Genomic DNA, 16577 nt, shown 5'->3' with positions numbered 1-16577 from the left:
GAAACATTCAAAAACCAAGTAACAGCCCATATAACTGTGTAACGCACTTGTCTGTCGGCCAAGTACTAGTCTTGAATTGCACTACTCGCAGCATCTGAATAACTGCCGACTCTTAATTTCAAGGATGAAATTCACCATGCACGAACTGACAGATTGCCAACTTATACAATGGCCTGACGACCAAGAAGCTTACGCGGCAGCCATCAATGAAAATCCGGCTAATGCCGGCACGACGAAAAGCGCAACTACCGGCAACCGCCGTAAACGCTCGGTATTCAATTATTCAAAGCTATGGGCAAACGGCCGTACCTTGAAGATTGCCTTCATGGACGAACTCGAAGCGGATCATAAAGACAAAATCATAAAGGCCGCCAGTCAATGGTTGCCGTATATCAACCTGAAATTCGAGTTCGTTGACGACCTCGTGGGTGACATACGCATCGCCACTACCAATAACTTCAACAGCTCAATGCTCGGCACCGACGCGTTGTTGATTCATCCTGATGACAGAACCATGGACCTGGGTGTAAAACCGGATCATCCAGACTTCGAAGTCATCGTGACTCATGAGTTTGGTCACGCCCTTGGCGCGATGCATGAACACCAGCATCCGCAGGCGAAAATCCCCTGGGATAAACCAAAGGTCTACGAGTTCTATCAGAATCGGGAAATGGGTCCGCTAACGCCCGCGCAAGTCGACCACAACCTGTTTACCCCTTTCGACACGCTGGAAGCGATTTACACGGCCTACGACAAGAGGTCGATCATGCATCACCCGGTGGCGAACGATCTGACAGTGGGTGACTGGGAAGTCCCCATCAACCGCAAGATCAGCAAAAAAGACAAACAGCTGATGAAATTACTTTATCCGAGGTAAGCCCAACTCGAACCGGGTGATTCCATCACTTCACTACCCCCAGATTGGCCTCACTCAGATCCAGTTCACCCAACACTTCTCGCAGCACGTCATCGCCAATCTGGTGATGACGGCTGAGGCTATACAACTCCAGTCGTTGCGCCCGCAACGCTTTGAGGCGCAATCGGCGCTCCAGCAAATCCATCTGGAACGCCAGCGCCTGGGCTTCCGCCGAATCGTTGAACACGTCCAGTTGATGGCGGTATTCGGACATGATCCGCGCCTTCAATTCTGCCGCCAGCGCAGCTTGCGCGGCGTCCTGCTGATTGGCCTCTTCGGTTTCGAGCGCATGAATCGCGGCCTCGGCCGTCTTGCGCCAGGCATCGCGAACCTCTTGACGACGCTTGTCATCAGGGCTTTTTTCGATGCCGCGCAGCAACAACGGCAGGGCGATGCACGCCGACACCAGCGACAACAGGATCACCCCCGCAGCAATAAAGATCAGCAGATCACGCTCGGGAAAGGCGTCCGCCCCCATCAACATTGGCACCGACATCACACCCGCCAGTGTCACCGCACCGCGCACGCCGCCGACGGTCAGCAGCCAGCAGGATCGCGCAGTCGGCACTTGCGTCAGCGCACCTTTACCACGCAACCGCCGCAACAACACCGATATGCGCCAGATGCTCTGTACCCAGATAAACCGCAGCAGCACCAGTGCGAGGAAAATCGCGATCACATCGAGGCAGCGGTAAAACAACGCCGGCCACAACGTCGGTTCATGGCTGACCACCGCTTTGATGATGTCCGGCAGTTGCAGACCGAGCAGGAGGAAAATCAAGCCATTGAAGGCGAACTCCAACAGCGACCAAACGCTGCGATTGAGCAATCGTGTGCTGGTCTGGCGCGGCAGCAGATCGAGCCAGCTCTGCATCATCCCCGCCGCCACCGCCGACAGAATGCCCGAGGCGCCAAGGCGTTCAGCCAACACATAAGCCGCAAACGGCAGCAGCAACATGAAGACCACGTGGGTCGCCGGATCATCCCACCCGCGAGCGATCATCCACGACCGCAAACGCCCGACCAGCCAACTCAGCGCCACACCAACGGCCAGGCCGCCGACCGCCACCAATACAAACGTCAAACTGGCGGTGGTCAGCGAGAACACGCCCGTTACCGCAGCGGCCAAAGCAAACTTGAACGTCACCAGGCCCGACGCATCGTTCATCAGCGCTTCGCCTTGCAGCATGTGCATCAAGGGGGTCGGCAAGCGGTTTTGCGAGATCGCCGAGACGGCCACGGCATCAGTCGGCGACAGCACTGCCGCCAACGCGAACGCCACCGGCAGCGGGATCGTCGGCAATAACCAATGAATGAAGTACCCGGCGCCGACCACCGTGAACAGCACCAGCCCCACAGCCAGTGTCAGGATCGGGCCACGCAGGTGCCAGAGTTCGCGCTTGGGCATGCGCCAGCCATCGGAGAACAGCAGCGGCGGCAGGAACAGGAACAGAAACAACTCGGGATCCAGCGCCACGTGCAAACCAAGGGTCGGCCAGGCCAGCAAGGCGCCGGCGGCAATTTGCACAAGTGGCAGCGGCAGTGGGATAACCCGTCCGACCAGACGCGAAACGCTGACCAGCATCAGCAGGATCAGGACGGTGTAAGCGGTTTGCATAAATCAAAATCTCGGACAATCGACAGCGTTGAACTGCCATATTAGCCGTTTAGGCTGCGCCTGACCGTTGCACCTATGTCGCACGCCGACACTGATCCCCATGCAGGAGCTGCGGCACGCTGCGATCTTTTGATGTTTAAAAACACAATCAAAAGATCGCAGCCTCGCTTCACTCGACAGCTCCTGCAGGGATTTGGTGCAGGGTAATGAAGCCGGGCGCCCGAAACGCTTTGGTCATGGCATAATCCGACACCATTTTTTTCCAGCACCTGTAAAGGGGGCAATTCCTTGACCGTTTCAAGTAAAACGTTGCACCTTTTCGGCATCAAAGCCTGCGACACCATGAAAAAGGCGCGCACCTGGCTTGATGAACACGCTGTCGCCTATGACTTTCACGATTACAAGACCGCCGGTATCGACCGAGAACACCTGACCCAATGGTGTGACGAGCACGGCTGGCAAACGGTGTTGAACCGCGCAGGCACGACCTTTCGCAAACTCGACGACGAACGTAAAGCCGATCTCGACCAAGCAAAAGCCATCGAACTGATGCTCGCCCAACCCTCGATGATCAAGCGCCCGGTGCTCGATCTCGGTGACCGAACCCTGATTGGCTTCAAGCCAGATATCTACGCGGCCGCTCTGAAGTAAGCAGCCCGTCACTCTTTGTAGAGGTATTCACATGTCCAACTCTCTGTTCAGCATCGCCTTCGGTGTCGGCACGCAAAACCGTCAGGGCGCCTGGCTCGAAGTGTTTTACGCACAGCCACTGCTCAACCCTTCGGCCGAACTGGTCGCTGCTGTTGCGCCGATCCTCGGTTACACCGAAGGCAACCAGGCCATCACCTTCACCACCGCACAAGCGGCGCAACTGGCTGAAGCAGTCAAAGGTATCGACGCTGTTCAAGGCAAACTGCTGACCCGTCTGGCCGAGAGCCACAAGCCACTGGTCGCCACTTTGCTGGCTGAAGACGCGCAACTGACTTCCACGCCTGAGGCGTACTTGAAGCTGCATCTGCTGTCGCACCGTCTGGTCAAGCCGCACGGCGTGAGCCTGGCCGGGATCTTCCCGCTGCTGCCGAACGTTGCATGGACCAGCCAGGGCGCAATCGACCTGAGCGAACTGGCGGAAATGCAGCTCGAAGCGCGTCTGCGTGGCGAGTTGCTGGAAGTGTTCTCGGTGGACAAGTTCCCGAAAATGACCGACTACGTGGTACCGGCCGGCGTGCGTATCGCTGACGCCGCGCGTCTGCGTCTGGGCGCTTACGTGGGCGAAGGCACCACCGTGATGCACGAAGGTTTCATCAACTTCAACGCCGGCACCGAAGGCCCGGGAATGATCGAAGGCCGCGTGTCGGCTGGCGTCTTCGTCGGCAAGGGTTCGGACCTGGGCGGCGGTTGCTCGACCATGGGCACCCTGTCGGGCGGCGGCAACATCGTGATCAAGGTTGGCGAAGGCTGCCTGATCGGCGCCAACGCCGGTATCGGTATTCCGTTGGGCGACCGCAACACCGTCGAGTCGGGCCTGTACGTGACCGCCGGCACCAAAGTCGCACTGCTGGATGAGCACAACAATCTGGTTAAAGTTGTGAAGGCGCGTGAACTGGCCGGCCAGACTGACCTGCTGTTCCGTCGCAATTCGGAAACCGGTGCGGTGGAATGCAAAACCCACAAATCGGCGATCGAGTTGAACGAAGCGCTGCACGCTCACAACTAAGCAGCACATTGATCACCTGTGGGAGCGAGCTTGCTCGCGAAGGCGTCCTTGAAGTCGCCAAAAGCTTCGCGAGCAAGCTCGCTCCCACAGGGTCAGGCGTATAACCCATGATGATTCCTTCTCCCTGGCGCGCCGATTTTCCGGCCATCGCCGCCCTGCAACGGCAAGACCAGACCTATCTGGATAACGCCGCCACCACCCAAAAACCCCAAGCCCTGCTCGACGCGCTGACGCATTACTACGCCAACGGCGCGGCCAATGTGCACCGCGCACAACACCTGCCCGGGGCCCATGCCACACAGGCGTTCGAAGACAGTCGGCTGAAAGTTGCGCAATGGCTCAATGCCGGTGACAGCGGACAGATCATCTTTACCCACGGCGCCACCAGCGCGCTGAATCTCCTGGCTTATGGCCTGGAACATCTTTTCCAGCCGGGCGATGAAATTGTCATCAGCGCCCTGGAGCATCACGCCAACCTGCTGCCGTGGCAGCAACTGGCACAACGTCGTCAACTGAAACTGGTGATCCTGCCACTGGACGCCGACGGTTTGATTGACCTCGCCGCCGCTGTGCACCTGATCGGCCCGCGTACGCGCTTGCTGGCGGTCAGTCAGTTGTCCAACGTGCTCGGTGCCTGGCAACCCTTGCCGGCGCTGCTGGGCATGGCCAAGGCGCACAACGCGCTGACCGTGGTCGATGGCGCGCAAGGTGTGGTTCACGGTCGGCATGACGTGCAGGCACTGGGTTGCGACTTCTACGTATTTTCCAGCCATAAGCTGTACGGCCCCGATGGCCTCGGCGTGCTGTTCGGGCGCAATACTGCGCTTGAACAGCTGAAGCCGTGGCAGTTCGGTGGCGAAATGGTCCTGGAAGCCAACTATCACGACGCACGTTTCCGCCCTGCTCCGCTGGGTTTTGAGGCGGGCACGCCGCCGATTGCCAGCGTGATCGGCCTCGGTGCGACCCTCGACTATCTGGCCGGGCTGGATCAGGACGCGGTATCGGCACACGAAGCGGCATTGCATGACTATCTGTTGCGTGGCCTCGCGGCGCGTAACGGCATTCGCCTGCTGGGCAAACCGCAACTGGCGCTGGCCAGTTTTGTCGTTGAAGGCGTCCACAACGCGGATCTCGCGCACCTGCTGACCGAGCAAGGCATTGCCGTGCGCGCGGGTCATCACTGCGCGATGCCACTGCTGAAGCGTTTCGAGTTGGCGGGGGCGATTCGGGTGTCGCTGGCGCTGTACAACGATTCCGAGGATCTGGAACGCTTCTTTGAAGCGCTGGATCAGGCGCTGGAGTTGTTGCGATGAGCTTGCCGGTAGAGGCTGCCGAGGCGCTGCAAACGTTTCAGAATGCCGCCGGTTGGGAACAGCGGGCGCGGTTGTTGATGCAGTTTGGTGATCGTCTGCCGCCGTTGAATGACGCAGACAAGTGCGACGCCAACCGGGTACATGGCTGTGAAAGCCAGGTGTGGTTGGTCGGCGCGTTACAGGATGGCCACTGGCAGTTCGCAGCGAGCAGCGATGCACGGATGATTCGTGGATTGGTGGCGTTGCTGCTGTTGCGAGTCAATGGCCTGACCGCTAATGAGTTGCAGCAAGTGGATTTGCCGGACTGGTTCAGTCAGTTGGGGCTGTCGCGACAGTTGTCGCCGTCGCGCAGTAATGGCCTGAATGCTGTGCTCAAGCGGATGAATGAGTTGGCAGGTTAATCGCCTTCGCGAGCAGGCTCGCTCCCACATGTGAACGCATTCCAGTGTGGGAGCGAGCCTGCTCGCGAAGGGGCCATCACTGGCAACCTCAAATCTGAGGTTTGACCCGCTCCACCGGGCGCCGAACACCCGCCACAATCTTGTCCACAGCCTTGGTCGCCGCAACCATCCCGAACGTCGCCGTGACCATCATCACCGCGCCAAATCCGCCCGCGCAGTCCAGCTTCACGCCGTCGCCGACAAAACTCTTCTGCAAACAAATGCTGCCGTCCGGTTTCGGATAGCGCAGTTGCTCGGTGGAGAACACGCACGGCACGCTGTAATGACGGGTCACGGTGCGCGAGAAACCGTAATCACGGCGCAATGTCGAGCGCACTTTCGAAGCCAGCGGATCGTTGAATGTGCGGTTGAGGTCACAGACCTGAATCAGCGTCGGATCAATCTGCCCACCCGCGCCTCCGGTGGTGATGATCTGAATCTTGCGGCGCTTGCACCAGGCGATCAGCGCCGCTTTGGCGTTGACCGCGTCAATGCAGTCGATCACGCAGTCGATGTTCGGCGTGATGTATTCGGCCATGGTCTCGCGGGTGACGAAATCCGCCACGGCGTGCACCGTGCAGTCCGGGTTGATCCCGCGCAGACGCTCGGCCATCACCTCGACCTTGGGTTTGCCGACGGTGCTGTCCAGCGCGTGCAACTGGCGGTTGGCGTTGCTGACGCAGACATCATCAAGGTCGAACAGCGAAATCTCGCCCACGCCACAGCGCGCAATGGCTTCAGCCGCCCAAGAACCGACGCCACCGACGCCGACGATCGCCACATGGGCCGCGCGCAAGCGCTCCATGCCTTCGATGCCATACAAACGGGCGATGCCTGCAAACCGCGGATCTTCTGTACTCATGACCATTACCCCAAAAAACGGCGCGCATTATAGGGCTACGCAGCCACAAGTTTTAAGCTTCAAGCGACAAGTGTAAGAACTTAAGTCAACGGCACTTGCCCAATGTGAGTAATTTCCCCGTCCGTTGTACGACTGGCGAACTACCGGTGTAGGATGCGCGCCCCTTTGGCGTATAGCCTACCGATCCTTCGTTCCACAGCCTTTGGAACCCGAAACAGCTATGTCATCGCGTAAATTTGGTCTCAACCTGGTGGTGGTTCTGGCAATCGCCGCCCTGTTCACTGGTTTCTGGGCGCTGATCAATCGCCCGGTCTCCGCGCCCAACTGGCCGGATCAGATCTCCGGTTTCTCTTATTCGCCGTTCCAGCAGGGCCAGTACCCACAGAAGGACCAGTATCCGTCTGACGACGAGATGCGCCGCGACCTCGAGATCATGAGCAAGTTGACGGATAACATCCGCATCTACTCGGTCGACGGCTCCCTGCAAGACATTCCGAAACTGGCTGAAGAGTTCGGTCTGCGCGTGACTCTGGGGATCTGGATCAGCCCTGATCAAGAGCGCAATGAACGGGAAATCACTCGCGCCATCGAACTGGCCAACACGTCGCGAAGTGTGGTGCGCGTGGTGGTCGGTAACGAGGCGATCTTCCGTAAGGAAATCACCGCTGAACAACTCAGCGTATTGCTCGACCGGGTTCGTGCTGCGGTGAAAGTGCCGGTCACCACGTCCGAACAGTGGCACGTCTGGGAAGAACACCCGGAACTGGCCAAGCACGTTGACCTGATCGCCGCACACGTTCTGCCTTACTGGGAATTCATCCCGGTCGACAAGGCCGGCCAGTTCGTCTTCGACCGTGCCCGCGACCTGAAGAAGATGTTCCCGAAAAAACCGTTGCTGCTGTCTGAAATCGGCTGGCCGAGCAACGGTCGCATGCGCGGTGGCGCTGATGCGTCGCCGGCGGATCAGGCGATCTACCTGCGCACGCTGGTCAACAAGCTCAATCGCCAGGGCTTCAACTACTTCGTGATCGAAGCGTTCGACCAGCCGTGGAAGGCCAGCGACGAGGGTTCGGTCGGCGCCTACTGGGGCGTGTTCAACGCCGCGCGTCAGCAGAAATTCAATTTCGAAGGCCCGGTGGTAGCGATCCCGCAATGGCGCGTGCTGGCAGTCGGTTCGGTGGTGTTAGCGCTGTTGTCGCTGACATTGCTGATGATTGATGGCTCAGCGCTGCGCCAGCGCGGACGCGTCTTCCTGACCTTTATCGCCTTCCTTTGCGGATCGGTGCTGGTGTGGATCGGATACGACTACAGCCTGCAATACAGCACATGGTTCAGTCTGACGGTGGGTTTCCTGCTGGCGCTCGGTGCGTTCGGGGTGTTCATCGTGTTACTCACCGAGGCCCATGAACTGGCCGAAGCGGTGTGGATTCACAAACGTCGACGCGAATTCCTGCCGGTGGTTGGTGATTCGCACTACCGCCCGAAAGTGTCGATCCATGTGCCGTGCTACAACGAGCCGCCGGAGATGGTCAAACAGACACTCGACGCCTTGGCTGCCCTCGATTACCCGGACTACGAAGTCCTGATCATCGACAACAACACCAAGGACCCGGCAGTATGGGAGCCGGTGCGCGACTACTGCGAAACCCTCGGCCCGCGCTTCAAGTTCTTCCACGTTTCGCCATTGGCCGGCTTCAAGGGCGGCGCGCTGAATTACCTGCTTCCGCACACCGCCAAGGATGCCGAAGTGATCGCGGTTATCGACTCGGACTACTGCGTGTCCCCGAACTGGCTCAAGCACATGGTGCCGCACTTCGCCGACCCGAAAATCGCCGTGGTGCAGTCGCCGCAGGATTACCGCGACCAGAACGAAAGCACCTTCAAAAAGCTCTGCTACGCCGAGTACAAAGGCTTCTTCCATATCGGCATGGTCACCCGCAACGACCGCGACGCGATCATCCAGCACGGCACCATGACCATGACTCGCCGTTCGGTTCTGGAAGAGTTGGGCTGGGCCGACTGGTGTATCTGCGAGGATGCCGAACTCGGTCTGCGCGTATTCGAAAAAGGCCTGTCGGCGGCGTATTACCACGACAGCTACGGCAAGGGCCTGATGCCGGATACGTTCATCGACTTCAAGAAGCAGCGCTTCCGCTGGGCCTACGGTGCGATTCAGATCATCAAGCGCCACACCGGCAGCCTGCTGCGCGGCAAGAACACCGAATTGACACGCGGTCAGCGCTACCACTTCCTTGCGGGCTGGTTGCCGTGGGTCGCGGACGGCATGAACATCTTCTTCACCGTCGGCGCGCTGCTGTGGTCGGCGGCGATGATCATCGTGCCGCAACGGGTCGATCCGCCGCTGCTGATTTTCGCGATCCCGCCGTTGGCGCTGTTTGTGTTCAAGGTTGGCAAGATCATCTTCCTGTACCGTCGCGCCGTTGGCGTGAACCTCAAGGATGCGTTCTGCGCCGCGCTGGCCGGGCTGGCGTTGTCGCACACCATTGCCAAAGCGGTGTTGTACGGCTTCTTCACCAGCAGCATTCCGTTCTTCCGCACGCCGAAAAACGCTGATAACCACGGTTTCTGGGTGGCGATCTCCGAAGCACGCGAAGAGCTGTTCATCATGCTGCTGTTGTGGGGCGCGGCGCTGGGGATCTATCTGGTCAACGGCATGCCGAGCAACGACATGCGTTTCTGGGTGGTCATGTTGCTGGTGCAGTCGCTGCCGTATTTGGCGGCGTTGATCATGGCGTTCCTGTCGTCGCTGCCAAAACCGGCCGCGGCGCCTGAGCCGGCACCGGCCGTCTAATTCCTTGTCGATGCACTAAACGGCGGCCAATGGTCGCCGTTTTGCTTTAAGATAACCGCCATTTTGCGGGGCTTGGCGTGATAACCGGTCTTACTGACCGAACTCAATCCCCTGTGGGAGCGAGCCTGCTCGCGAAGGCGTTGTAACAATCACCGATTATGTTGACTGACACACCGCATTCGCGAGCAGGCTCGCTCCCACATTGGCCCTTGCCCAATTTCAAGTTTTCGGAGTTTTCCATGACGGCCCACGCCGACCTTTCGCCGACCCTTCAACTCGCCATCGACCTGATCCGCCGTCCGTCCGTGACGCCGGTCGACGCCGACTGCCAGAAGCAGATGATGCAGCGCCTGGGCGATGCCGGTTTCAAACTGGAGCCGATGCGCATTGAAGACGTGGATAACTTCTGGGCCACCCACGGCAACAACGATGGCCCGGTGCTGTGTTTCGCCGGTCACACCGACGTGGTGCCGACCGGTCCGGTGACTGCCTGGCAGATCGACCCGTTCAACGCGCTGATCGATGAACACGGCATGCTCTGCGGCCGTGGCGCGGCGGACATGAAAGGCAGCCTGGCGTCGATGACCGTCGCCGCCGAGCGCTTCGTCGCCGACTACCCGAACCACAAAGGCAAGGTCGCGTTCCTGATCACCAGCGACGAAGAAGGCCCGGCGCACCACGGCACCAAGGCTGTGGTTGAGCGTCTGGCCGCGCGTAACGAGCGTCTGGACTGGTGCATCGTCGGCGAACCGTCGAGCACCACGCTGGTCGGCGACGTGGTGAAAAACGGCCGTCGCGGCTCGCTGGGCGCCAAGCTCACCGTCAAAGGCATTCAGGGCCACGTGGCCTATCCGCACCTGGCCAAGAACCCGATCCACCTCGCGGCGCCGGCGCTGGCCGAACTGGCCGCCGAGCACTGGGATCACGGCAACGATTTCTTCCCGCCGACCAGTTTCCAGATTTCCAACGTCAATTCCGGCACTGGCGCGACCAACGTGATCCCGGGTGATCTGGTGGCCGTGTTCAACTTCCGCTTTTCCACTGAATCGACTGTTGAAGGCCTGCAGAAACGCGTGGCCGACATCCTCGACAAACATGACCTGGACTGGCACATCGACTGGGCGCTGTCCGGCCTGCCGTTCCTCACCGAGCCGGGCGCACTGCTCGACGCGGTGTCGGCGAGCATCAAGGACATCACCGGTCGCCAGACCAAGGCTTCGACCAGCGGCGGCACCTCCGACGGCCGTTTCATCGCGACCATGGGCACGCAAGTGGTTGAACTGGGCCCGGTCAACGCGACCATTCACCAGGTCAACGAGCGTGTGCTGGCGGCCGATCTCGATGTACTGACCGAGATTTACTACCAGACCATGATCAAGTTGCTCGCCTGATGCTCGCGTGCCCGATCTGCAGTGAGCCGCTGAATGCGGTGGATAACGGCGTGGTCTGTCCCGCCGGGCATCGTTTTGACCGTGCGCGGCAGGGTTACCTGAACCTGCTGCCGGTGCAGCACAAAAACAGCCGCGATCCTGGCGACAATCAGGCGATGGTCGAGGCCCGCCGTGATTTCTTGAACGCCGGGCATTACGCGCCAGTGGCCAAGCGTCTGGCCGAACTGGCGGCGAGCTACGCGCCGGCACGCTGGGTCGATATCGGTTGTGGTGAGGGTTACTACACCGCGCAGATCGCCGATGCGCTGCCGGATGCCGATGGCTACGCATTGGACATCTCGCGTGAAGCCGTCAAACGCGCCTGCAAACGCAATCCGCAACTGACCTGGTTGATCGCCAGCATGGCCCGCGTGCCATTGGCCTCGGGCAGCTGCCAGTTTCTTGCCAGCGTCTTCAGTCCATTGGATTGGGAAGAGGCCAAACGCCTGCTGAGCGTCGGCGGCGGATTGATGAAAGTCGGCCCGACCAGCGGCCATCTGATGGAACTGCGCGAAAGCCTGTACGACGAAGTGCGTGAATACACCGACGACAAGCATCTGGCCCTGGTGCCGCAAGGCATGGCGCTGGCGCACAGTGAAACCCTGGAATTCAAGCTGACACTGGACAAGCCGCAGGATCGCGCCAACCTCCTGGCGATGACACCCCACGGCTGGCGCGCCAGTGCCGAGCGTCGTGCAGCAGTGATCGAGCAGGCCGAGCCGTTCGAGACCACTGTGTCGATGCGCTACGATTATTTCGTTCTTCAATAACTATTGGTCTCGGGCAAATGCCCGGGGCCGGCTAAATCCGCGAATGGATTTTTCAGACCCGCAGTGAGGACATCCATGCGCCAACCGGACATCGAGATTTACCTGAAAGACGCCGACGTCGACCACAAGGCCATCTCCGCCTGGCTCGGCGCCGCGCTGGGCCCGTGCAGCGACTGGGTACAGAAAGGCCAGACCTACAAGTGCAAGGCCGGCAACGTCCCGGTCACCTGGCTGCCAAAAGCCGTGGGCAAGTGGAACAGCCTGTTCCTGGAAAGCGATGCGACCCCGTGGGACGACGACATCGCCTGCGCCCGCGCAGCCTTTGCCGCGCTGAACGTCGAAGTGCGTTGCGCGCCGGGCACGTGGGTTGAGGAAGAAGGTGAGGAGACGGCGGATCGCTGGATGCGCATCAGCGAAGACGGTGAAGAAGAGATCACCTGGAAGACCGCTTAACCAGCAAAAGATCGCAGCCTTCGGCAGCTCCTACAGTTTGGAATGCATTCCCCTGTAGGAGCTGCCGAAGGCTCGGGCCGCGATCGGACGATCTTTTGATCTTCAAGGTTACAGGCCTACCACATCCTCAGCCTGCAAACCCTTCTCCCCCGTCACCACGGCGTACTCGACCTGCTGACCTTCCGCCAGCGAGCGGTGCCCTTCGCCGCGAATCGCGCGGTAGTGCACGAACACGTCCACCCCGTCGTCGCGCTGAATGAAGCCGTAGCCCTTGGCGTCGTTGAACCACTTCACGTTGCCGGTTTCACGTGTTGCCATCTGTTCATACTCCTTTTTTATTATTGGACAGGCTTTTCGCAGGAAAGCCTTTGAGGAACGTCAGCCTGCGTCCGACGGCCTTTAAAGGGCCCCGGCGACAGACCGCCGAGTATATGACAGGCGCGAAAACTCTCAACAGGAGATTACTTCGCCGCTTTTTTGCCGATTTTCGATGAATACGGCAAACTGTCGACCTCCCGAGCAGCCGCTCGGTTTTATTCACTCATGCAGAAGCCGTATGACCCGTTCCCCGTTTCGCCGTCTTGTGTTTGGCACCTTGCGCCGACTGTTGTATCTCTGGGTTCGCTCGGAGACCATCAACCAGTCGTCGTTCACCCTCAACCTCGACCGCAGTCGTCCGGTGTTCTACGTCCTGCAAAACCCTTCGCTGACCGATCTGGCCGTGCTCGACACCGAGTGCACCAAGGCCGGCCTGCCACGGCCGGTGCTGGCGGTGTCGGTGGGTAATCTGCTGGAGCCGGCCGCGTTCTTCTACCTGACGCCGGACCCGGACTGGCTCGGCCGTCAGGACAAACGCGGCGCGCCGCCGACCCTGACGCGCCTTGTCAGCGCCCTCACCCAGAATGCCGCCGAAGACGCGCAGATCATTCCGGTCAGTGTGTTCTGGGGCCAGTCGCCGGACAGCGAATCGAGTCCGTGGAAGCTGTTGTTCGCAGACAGCTGGGCAGTCACCGGACGCTTGCGTCGACTGCTGAGCATCATGATTCTCGGGCGCAAGACCCGCGTGCAATTCTCCGCGCCAATTCATCTGCGCGAACTGATCGATCACAACAAGGGCCACGAGCGCACCGTGCGCATGGCCCAGCGAATCCTGCGCGTGCACTTCCGCAATCTCAAAGCCGCCGTTATCGGCCCGGACATTTCTCACCGGCGTAATCTGGTAAAGGGTCTGCTCAACCAGCCGCTGGTCAAGCAAGCGATCCTCGACGAAGCCGAACGCGAAAACATTTCGCCGGAAAAAGCCAAGGCCCAGGCCCTGCGCTATGGCAACGAGATCGCCTCGGACTACACCTACACCGCGATCCGCTTTCTCGAAGTGGTGCTGAGCTGGTTCTGGAACAAAATCTACGACGGCATCAAGGTCAACCACATCGAAGGCGTACAGAAAGTCGCGCAGGGACACGAAGTGATCTACGTGCCGTGCCACCGCAGCCACATCGATTACCTGCTGCTCTCGTACTTGCTGTTCCGCAACGGCCTGACCCCGCCGCACATCGCCGCCGGGATCAACCTGAACATGCCGGTGATCGGCAGCCTGCTGCGCCGTGGCGGCGCCTTCTTCATGCGCCGCACGTTCAAGGGCAACCCGCTGTACACCTCGGTGTTCAACGAATACCTGCACACCCTGTTCACCAAAGGTTTCCCGGTCGAATACTTCGTCGAGGGCGGTCGCTCGCGCACCGGACGCATGCTGCAACCGAAAACCGGGATGCTCGCGATCACGATGCGCAGTTTCCTGCGCTCATCGCGCATGCCAATTGTGTTCGTGCCGGTGTACATCGGTTACGAGCGGGTGCTGGAAGGTCGCACCTACCTTGGTGAGCTGCGCGGCGCGAGCAAGAAGAAAGAGTCGATCTTCGACATCTTCAAAGTCATCGGCGCACTCAAGCAGCGCTTCGGTCAGGTCGCGGTCAACTTCGGCGAACCGATCAAACTGGCGGAATTCCTCGACAGCGAGCAGCCGGACTGGCGTCAACAGGAACTCGGTCCGCAATTCAAACCGGCGTGGCTCAACGAAACCACCAATCGCCTCGGCGAAAAAGTCGCGCAGCATCTGAACGAAGCGGCGGCGATCAACCCGGTGAATCTGGTCGCGCTCGCCCTCCTGTCGACCACACGCCTGGCGCTGGACGATCGGGCGATGGCACGGGTGCTGGATCTGTACCTGGCGCTTTTGCGCAAGGTTCCCTACTCGCCGCACACCACGTTGCCGGAAGGCGATGGCCGCGCGCTGATCGAGCATGTGAAGGACATGGACCTGCTGTCCGAGCAGAACGATGCGCTGGGCAAGATTCTCTATCTCGACGAGCAAAATGCCGTCCTGATGACCTACTACCGCAACAACGTGCTGCACATTTTCGCGCTGCCGTCGCTGCTGGCGAGCTTCTTCCAGAGCACCTCGCGCATGAGCCGCGAACAGATCCTGCGCTACACCCGTGCCCTGTATCCGTACCTGCAATCGGAGTTGTTCATCCGCTGGACGCTGGACGAACTCGACGCTGTGGTCGATCAGTGGCTGGAAGCGTTTGTCGAGCAAGGTCTGCTGCGCTTCGAGAAAGAGGTGTACATGCGCCCGGCGCCAAGTTCGCGGCACTTCGTGTTGCTGACTCTGCTGTCGAAAAGCATCGCGCAGACCTTGCAGCGCTTCTACATGACCGTGTCGCTGCTGCTCAACGCCGGGCAGAACACCATCAGCGCCGAAGAACTGGAAGACCTGTGCACCGTCATGGCCCAGCGCCTGTCGATCCTGCACGGCCTCAATGCCCCGGAATTCTTCGACAAGAGCCTGTTCCGCCATTTCATCCAGACCCTGCTCGACCTCGACGTTTTGCGTCGCGACGACGCCGGCAAACTGAGCTACCACGAACTGCTCGGCGAACTGGCCGAAGGCGCGGCCAAACGCGTGTTACCGGCGGAGATTCGTTTATCGATCCGTCAGGTGGCGCTGCATCGCAGTGAAGATGCGGCCGATCAAGTCACCGCAGAGCCCGAAGTTTGATGCTTACCTGTAGGAAATCAGTCATGAAAAAACTCACCCTGCTCGCAGCCGCCACCCTATTGAGCGCCTGCCAATCGACCACACCCGCCGGCAAGGCCAGCCTCGACGGCGAAGTGTTCTACCTGCAACGCATCGCCCTGCCACCGAGCGCGACCCTGAGCGTGAGCCTGCAAGACGTATCGCTGGCCGACGCCCCGGCCGTGGTGCTCGATGAACACAAAGGCCCGGTCAAAGGTCAGGTGCCACTGCCGTTCCACTTGACCTACGATCCGGTGCAAGTCAAACCCGGCCACCGCTATTCGGTCAGCGCACGCATCGAGGTCAACGGTGAACTGATGTTCATCACCACCGAAAACCACGCCGTGCAACTCGACGGCAACGATCCGCAGCCGCTGAAAATCCGCGTCGACGCCATTCGCTAATTGTCTATCAAGGAAGCAGCCATGTTCCGCCCTACCCTTCGCTTCGCCGGCCTGTGCGCGGGCCTGATGATCTCCGCCAACGTGCTGGCGCTGTCGCTCGCCGACCTGTCGCAGCAAGACGCCACCGGAGGCCTCAAGGATGCCCTGACCCAAGGCGCGCAACTGGCCGTCAAACAACTCGGCACCCCGGGCGGTTTCAGCAACAACCCTGACGTGAAAATCGAACTGCCGGGCAAACTCGGCAAAGCCGCCAGCAAGATGAAAGCCTTCGGCATGGGCGCCCAGGTCGAAGAGCTGGAAACCGCCATGAACAAAGCCGCGGAAACTGCCGTAACCCAGGCCCAGCCGATCCTCGTCGACGCCGTGAAGAAAATGAGCGTCGCCGACGCCAAAGGCATCCTCAGCGGCGGCACCGACTCGGCCACCCAATACCTGGATAAATCCAGCCGCGAACAGATCCGCGCCAAATTCCTGCCCATCGTCAAACAAGCCACCGACAAAGTTGGCGTGGCACAGAAATACAACGCCTTCGCCGGCCAGGCCGCGACCTTCGGCGTTGTCGACGCGAAGAGCGCCAACGTCGAAAACTACGTCACCGAGCAAGCGCTCAACGGTTTGTTTGAAATGATCGGCAAACAGGAAGAAACCCTGCGCAAGAACCCGGCCGCTGCGGCGACGAGTCTGGCGAAGAAAGTGTTCGGCACGTTGTAAAGTTCTGAACGACAAAAAGCCCGCTGAACTTCACAGGTTCAGCGGGCTTTTTGTT

At 59.9% G+C, this 16577-nt stretch carries 15 protein-coding genes; 12 read left to right on the top strand and 3 right to left on the bottom strand.

From position 1 onward, the window contains the following. Positions 1-136: 136 nt before the first annotated feature. A complete protein-coding gene (locus tag H8B20_RS00225) occupies positions 137-877 on the top strand; it encodes a M12 family metallopeptidase (protein ID WP_200613722.1) in 741 nt (246 codons plus the stop codon). 25 nt (positions 878-902) lie between these two features. Here H8B20_RS00225 and H8B20_RS00220 read toward each other — a convergent pair whose 3' ends face one another. After that, positions 903-2534, bottom strand: a complete 1632-nt coding sequence (locus tag H8B20_RS00220; RefSeq protein WP_210622036.1) for a Na+/H+ antiporter — start codon at positions 2532-2534, stop codon at positions 903-905. Between the two features lie 288 nt (positions 2535-2822). On the opposite strand from H8B20_RS00220, the gene H8B20_RS00215 reads away from it, so the two are divergent. From H8B20_RS00215 to H8B20_RS00200, 4 genes are all read left to right on the top strand, one after another. After that, positions 2823-3185, top strand: coding sequence for an ArsC family reductase (locus H8B20_RS00215; protein ID WP_042557868.1), 363 nt, complete (start codon positions 2823-2825; stop codon positions 3183-3185). Between the two features lie 31 nt (positions 3186-3216). Beyond that, the gene (gene dapD / locus H8B20_RS00210; protein WP_003222105.1) at positions 3217-4251 is read left to right on the top strand and encodes a 2,3,4,5-tetrahydropyridine-2,6-dicarboxylate N-succinyltransferase; all 1035 of its coding nucleotides are present in this window, start codon (positions 3217-3219) and stop codon (positions 4249-4251) included. Positions 4252-4358: 107 nt separating this feature from the next. Then, entirely contained in the window at positions 4359-5564 is a 1206-nt protein-coding gene (locus tag H8B20_RS00205; protein ID WP_042557867.1) for an aminotransferase class V-fold PLP-dependent enzyme, read from the top strand. Next, on the top strand, positions 5561-5965 hold the full coding sequence (locus H8B20_RS00200) for a SufE family protein (RefSeq protein ID WP_042557866.1): 405 nt from the start codon (positions 5561-5563) through the stop codon (positions 5963-5965). Before H8B20_RS00205 ends, H8B20_RS00200 begins: the two co-directional genes overlap by 4 nt. Positions 5966-6053: 88 nt before the next feature. Here H8B20_RS00200 and tcdA read toward each other — a convergent pair whose 3' ends face one another. After that, positions 6054-6872, bottom strand: coding sequence for a tRNA cyclic N6-threonylcarbamoyladenosine(37) synthase TcdA (tcdA, locus tag H8B20_RS00195; protein ID WP_210622035.1), 819 nt, complete (start codon positions 6870-6872; stop codon positions 6054-6056). Positions 6873-7086: 214 nt separating this feature from the next. Here tcdA and H8B20_RS00190 point away from each other — a divergent pair, with 214 nt between their 5' ends. The 4 genes from H8B20_RS00190 (at position 7087) to H8B20_RS00175 (ending at position 12331) form a co-directional block, all read left to right on the top strand. Beyond that, positions 7087-9678, top strand: coding sequence for a glycosyltransferase (locus tag H8B20_RS00190; protein ID WP_210622034.1), 2592 nt, complete (start codon positions 7087-7089; stop codon positions 9676-9678). Between the two features lie 239 nt (positions 9679-9917). After that, entirely contained in the window at positions 9918-11069 is a 1152-nt protein-coding gene (gene dapE, locus H8B20_RS00185; protein ID WP_210622033.1) for a succinyl-diaminopimelate desuccinylase, read from the top strand. Beyond that, positions 11069-11878, top strand: a complete 810-nt coding sequence (locus H8B20_RS00180) for a putative RNA methyltransferase (protein WP_047299901.1) — start codon at positions 11069-11071, stop codon at positions 11876-11878. The genes dapE and H8B20_RS00180 overlap by 1 nt, the downstream gene beginning before the upstream one ends. Positions 11879-11953: 75 nt before the next feature. Further along, the gene (locus H8B20_RS00175; RefSeq protein WP_210622032.1) at positions 11954-12331 is read left to right on the top strand and encodes a hypothetical protein; all 378 of its coding nucleotides are present in this window, start codon (positions 11954-11956) and stop codon (positions 12329-12331) included. A 108-nt stretch (positions 12332-12439) separates the two neighbouring features. Here H8B20_RS00175 and H8B20_RS00170 read toward each other — a convergent pair whose 3' ends face one another. After that, entirely contained in the window at positions 12440-12649 is a 210-nt protein-coding gene (locus tag H8B20_RS00170; protein WP_042557861.1) for a cold-shock protein, read from the bottom strand. A gap of 238 nt (positions 12650-12887) precedes the next feature. Here H8B20_RS00170 and plsB point away from each other — a divergent pair, with 238 nt between their 5' ends. From plsB to H8B20_RS00155, 3 genes are read left to right on the top strand one after another with little or no spacing between them, the layout of a single operon-like run. Beyond that, positions 12888-15389, top strand: coding sequence for a glycerol-3-phosphate 1-O-acyltransferase PlsB (gene plsB, locus H8B20_RS00165; protein WP_210622031.1), 2502 nt, complete (start codon positions 12888-12890; stop codon positions 15387-15389). 23 nt (positions 15390-15412) lie between these two features. Next, the gene (locus H8B20_RS00160) at positions 15413-15811 is read left to right on the top strand and encodes a YbaY family lipoprotein (RefSeq protein ID WP_210622030.1); all 399 of its coding nucleotides are present in this window, start codon (positions 15413-15415) and stop codon (positions 15809-15811) included. A 21-nt stretch (positions 15812-15832) separates the two neighbouring features. Next, positions 15833-16522, top strand: a complete 690-nt coding sequence (locus H8B20_RS00155; RefSeq protein WP_042557857.1) for a DUF4197 domain-containing protein — start codon at positions 15833-15835, stop codon at positions 16520-16522. Positions 16523-16577 lie beyond the last annotated feature (55 nt).

It is taken from the genome of Pseudomonas sp. P42, assembly GCF_017973755.1.
GTDB classification, from domain to species: domain Bacteria; phylum Pseudomonadota; class Gammaproteobacteria; order Pseudomonadales; family Pseudomonadaceae; genus Aquipseudomonas; species Aquipseudomonas iridis.
This window is presented reverse-complemented; position numbering and strand designations above follow the sequence as displayed.

What these genes read in the sequence shown, in the direction of transcription:
- H8B20_RS00225 (WP_200613722.1), top strand. Translation starts at nt 137, where the DNA reads ATGCACGAACTGACAGATTGCCAACTTATACAATGGCCTGACGACCAA.
- H8B20_RS00220 (WP_210622036.1), bottom strand. Translation starts at nt 2,534, where the DNA reads ATGCAAACCGCTTACACCGTCCTGATCCTGCTGATGCTGGTCAGCGTT.
- dapD (WP_003222105.1), top strand. Translation starts at nt 3,217, where the DNA reads ATGTCCAACTCTCTGTTCAGCATCGCCTTCGGTGTCGGCACGCAAAAC.
- H8B20_RS00205 (WP_042557867.1), top strand. Translation starts at nt 4,359, where the DNA reads ATGATGATTCCTTCTCCCTGGCGCGCCGATTTTCCGGCCATCGCCGCC.
- H8B20_RS00200 (WP_042557866.1), top strand. Translation starts at nt 5,561, where the DNA reads ATGAGCTTGCCGGTAGAGGCTGCCGAGGCGCTGCAAACGTTTCAGAAT.
- tcdA (WP_210622035.1), bottom strand. Translation starts at nt 6,872, where the DNA reads ATGGTCATGAGTACAGAAGATCCGCGGTTTGCAGGCATCGCCCGTTTG.
- H8B20_RS00190 (WP_210622034.1), top strand. Translation starts at nt 7,087, where the DNA reads ATGTCATCGCGTAAATTTGGTCTCAACCTGGTGGTGGTTCTGGCAATC.
- dapE (WP_210622033.1), top strand. Translation starts at nt 9,918, where the DNA reads ATGACGGCCCACGCCGACCTTTCGCCGACCCTTCAACTCGCCATCGAC.
- H8B20_RS00180 (WP_047299901.1), top strand. Translation starts at nt 11,069, where the DNA reads ATGCTCGCGTGCCCGATCTGCAGTGAGCCGCTGAATGCGGTGGATAAC.
- H8B20_RS00175 (WP_210622032.1), top strand. Translation starts at nt 11,954, where the DNA reads ATGCGCCAACCGGACATCGAGATTTACCTGAAAGACGCCGACGTCGAC.
- H8B20_RS00170 (WP_042557861.1), bottom strand. Translation starts at nt 12,649, where the DNA reads ATGGCAACACGTGAAACCGGCAACGTGAAGTGGTTCAACGACGCCAAG.
- plsB (WP_210622031.1), top strand. Translation starts at nt 12,888, where the DNA reads ATGACCCGTTCCCCGTTTCGCCGTCTTGTGTTTGGCACCTTGCGCCGA.
- H8B20_RS00160 (WP_210622030.1), top strand. Translation starts at nt 15,413, where the DNA reads ATGAAAAAACTCACCCTGCTCGCAGCCGCCACCCTATTGAGCGCCTGC.
- H8B20_RS00155 (WP_042557857.1), top strand. Translation starts at nt 15,833, where the DNA reads ATGTTCCGCCCTACCCTTCGCTTCGCCGGCCTGTGCGCGGGCCTGATG.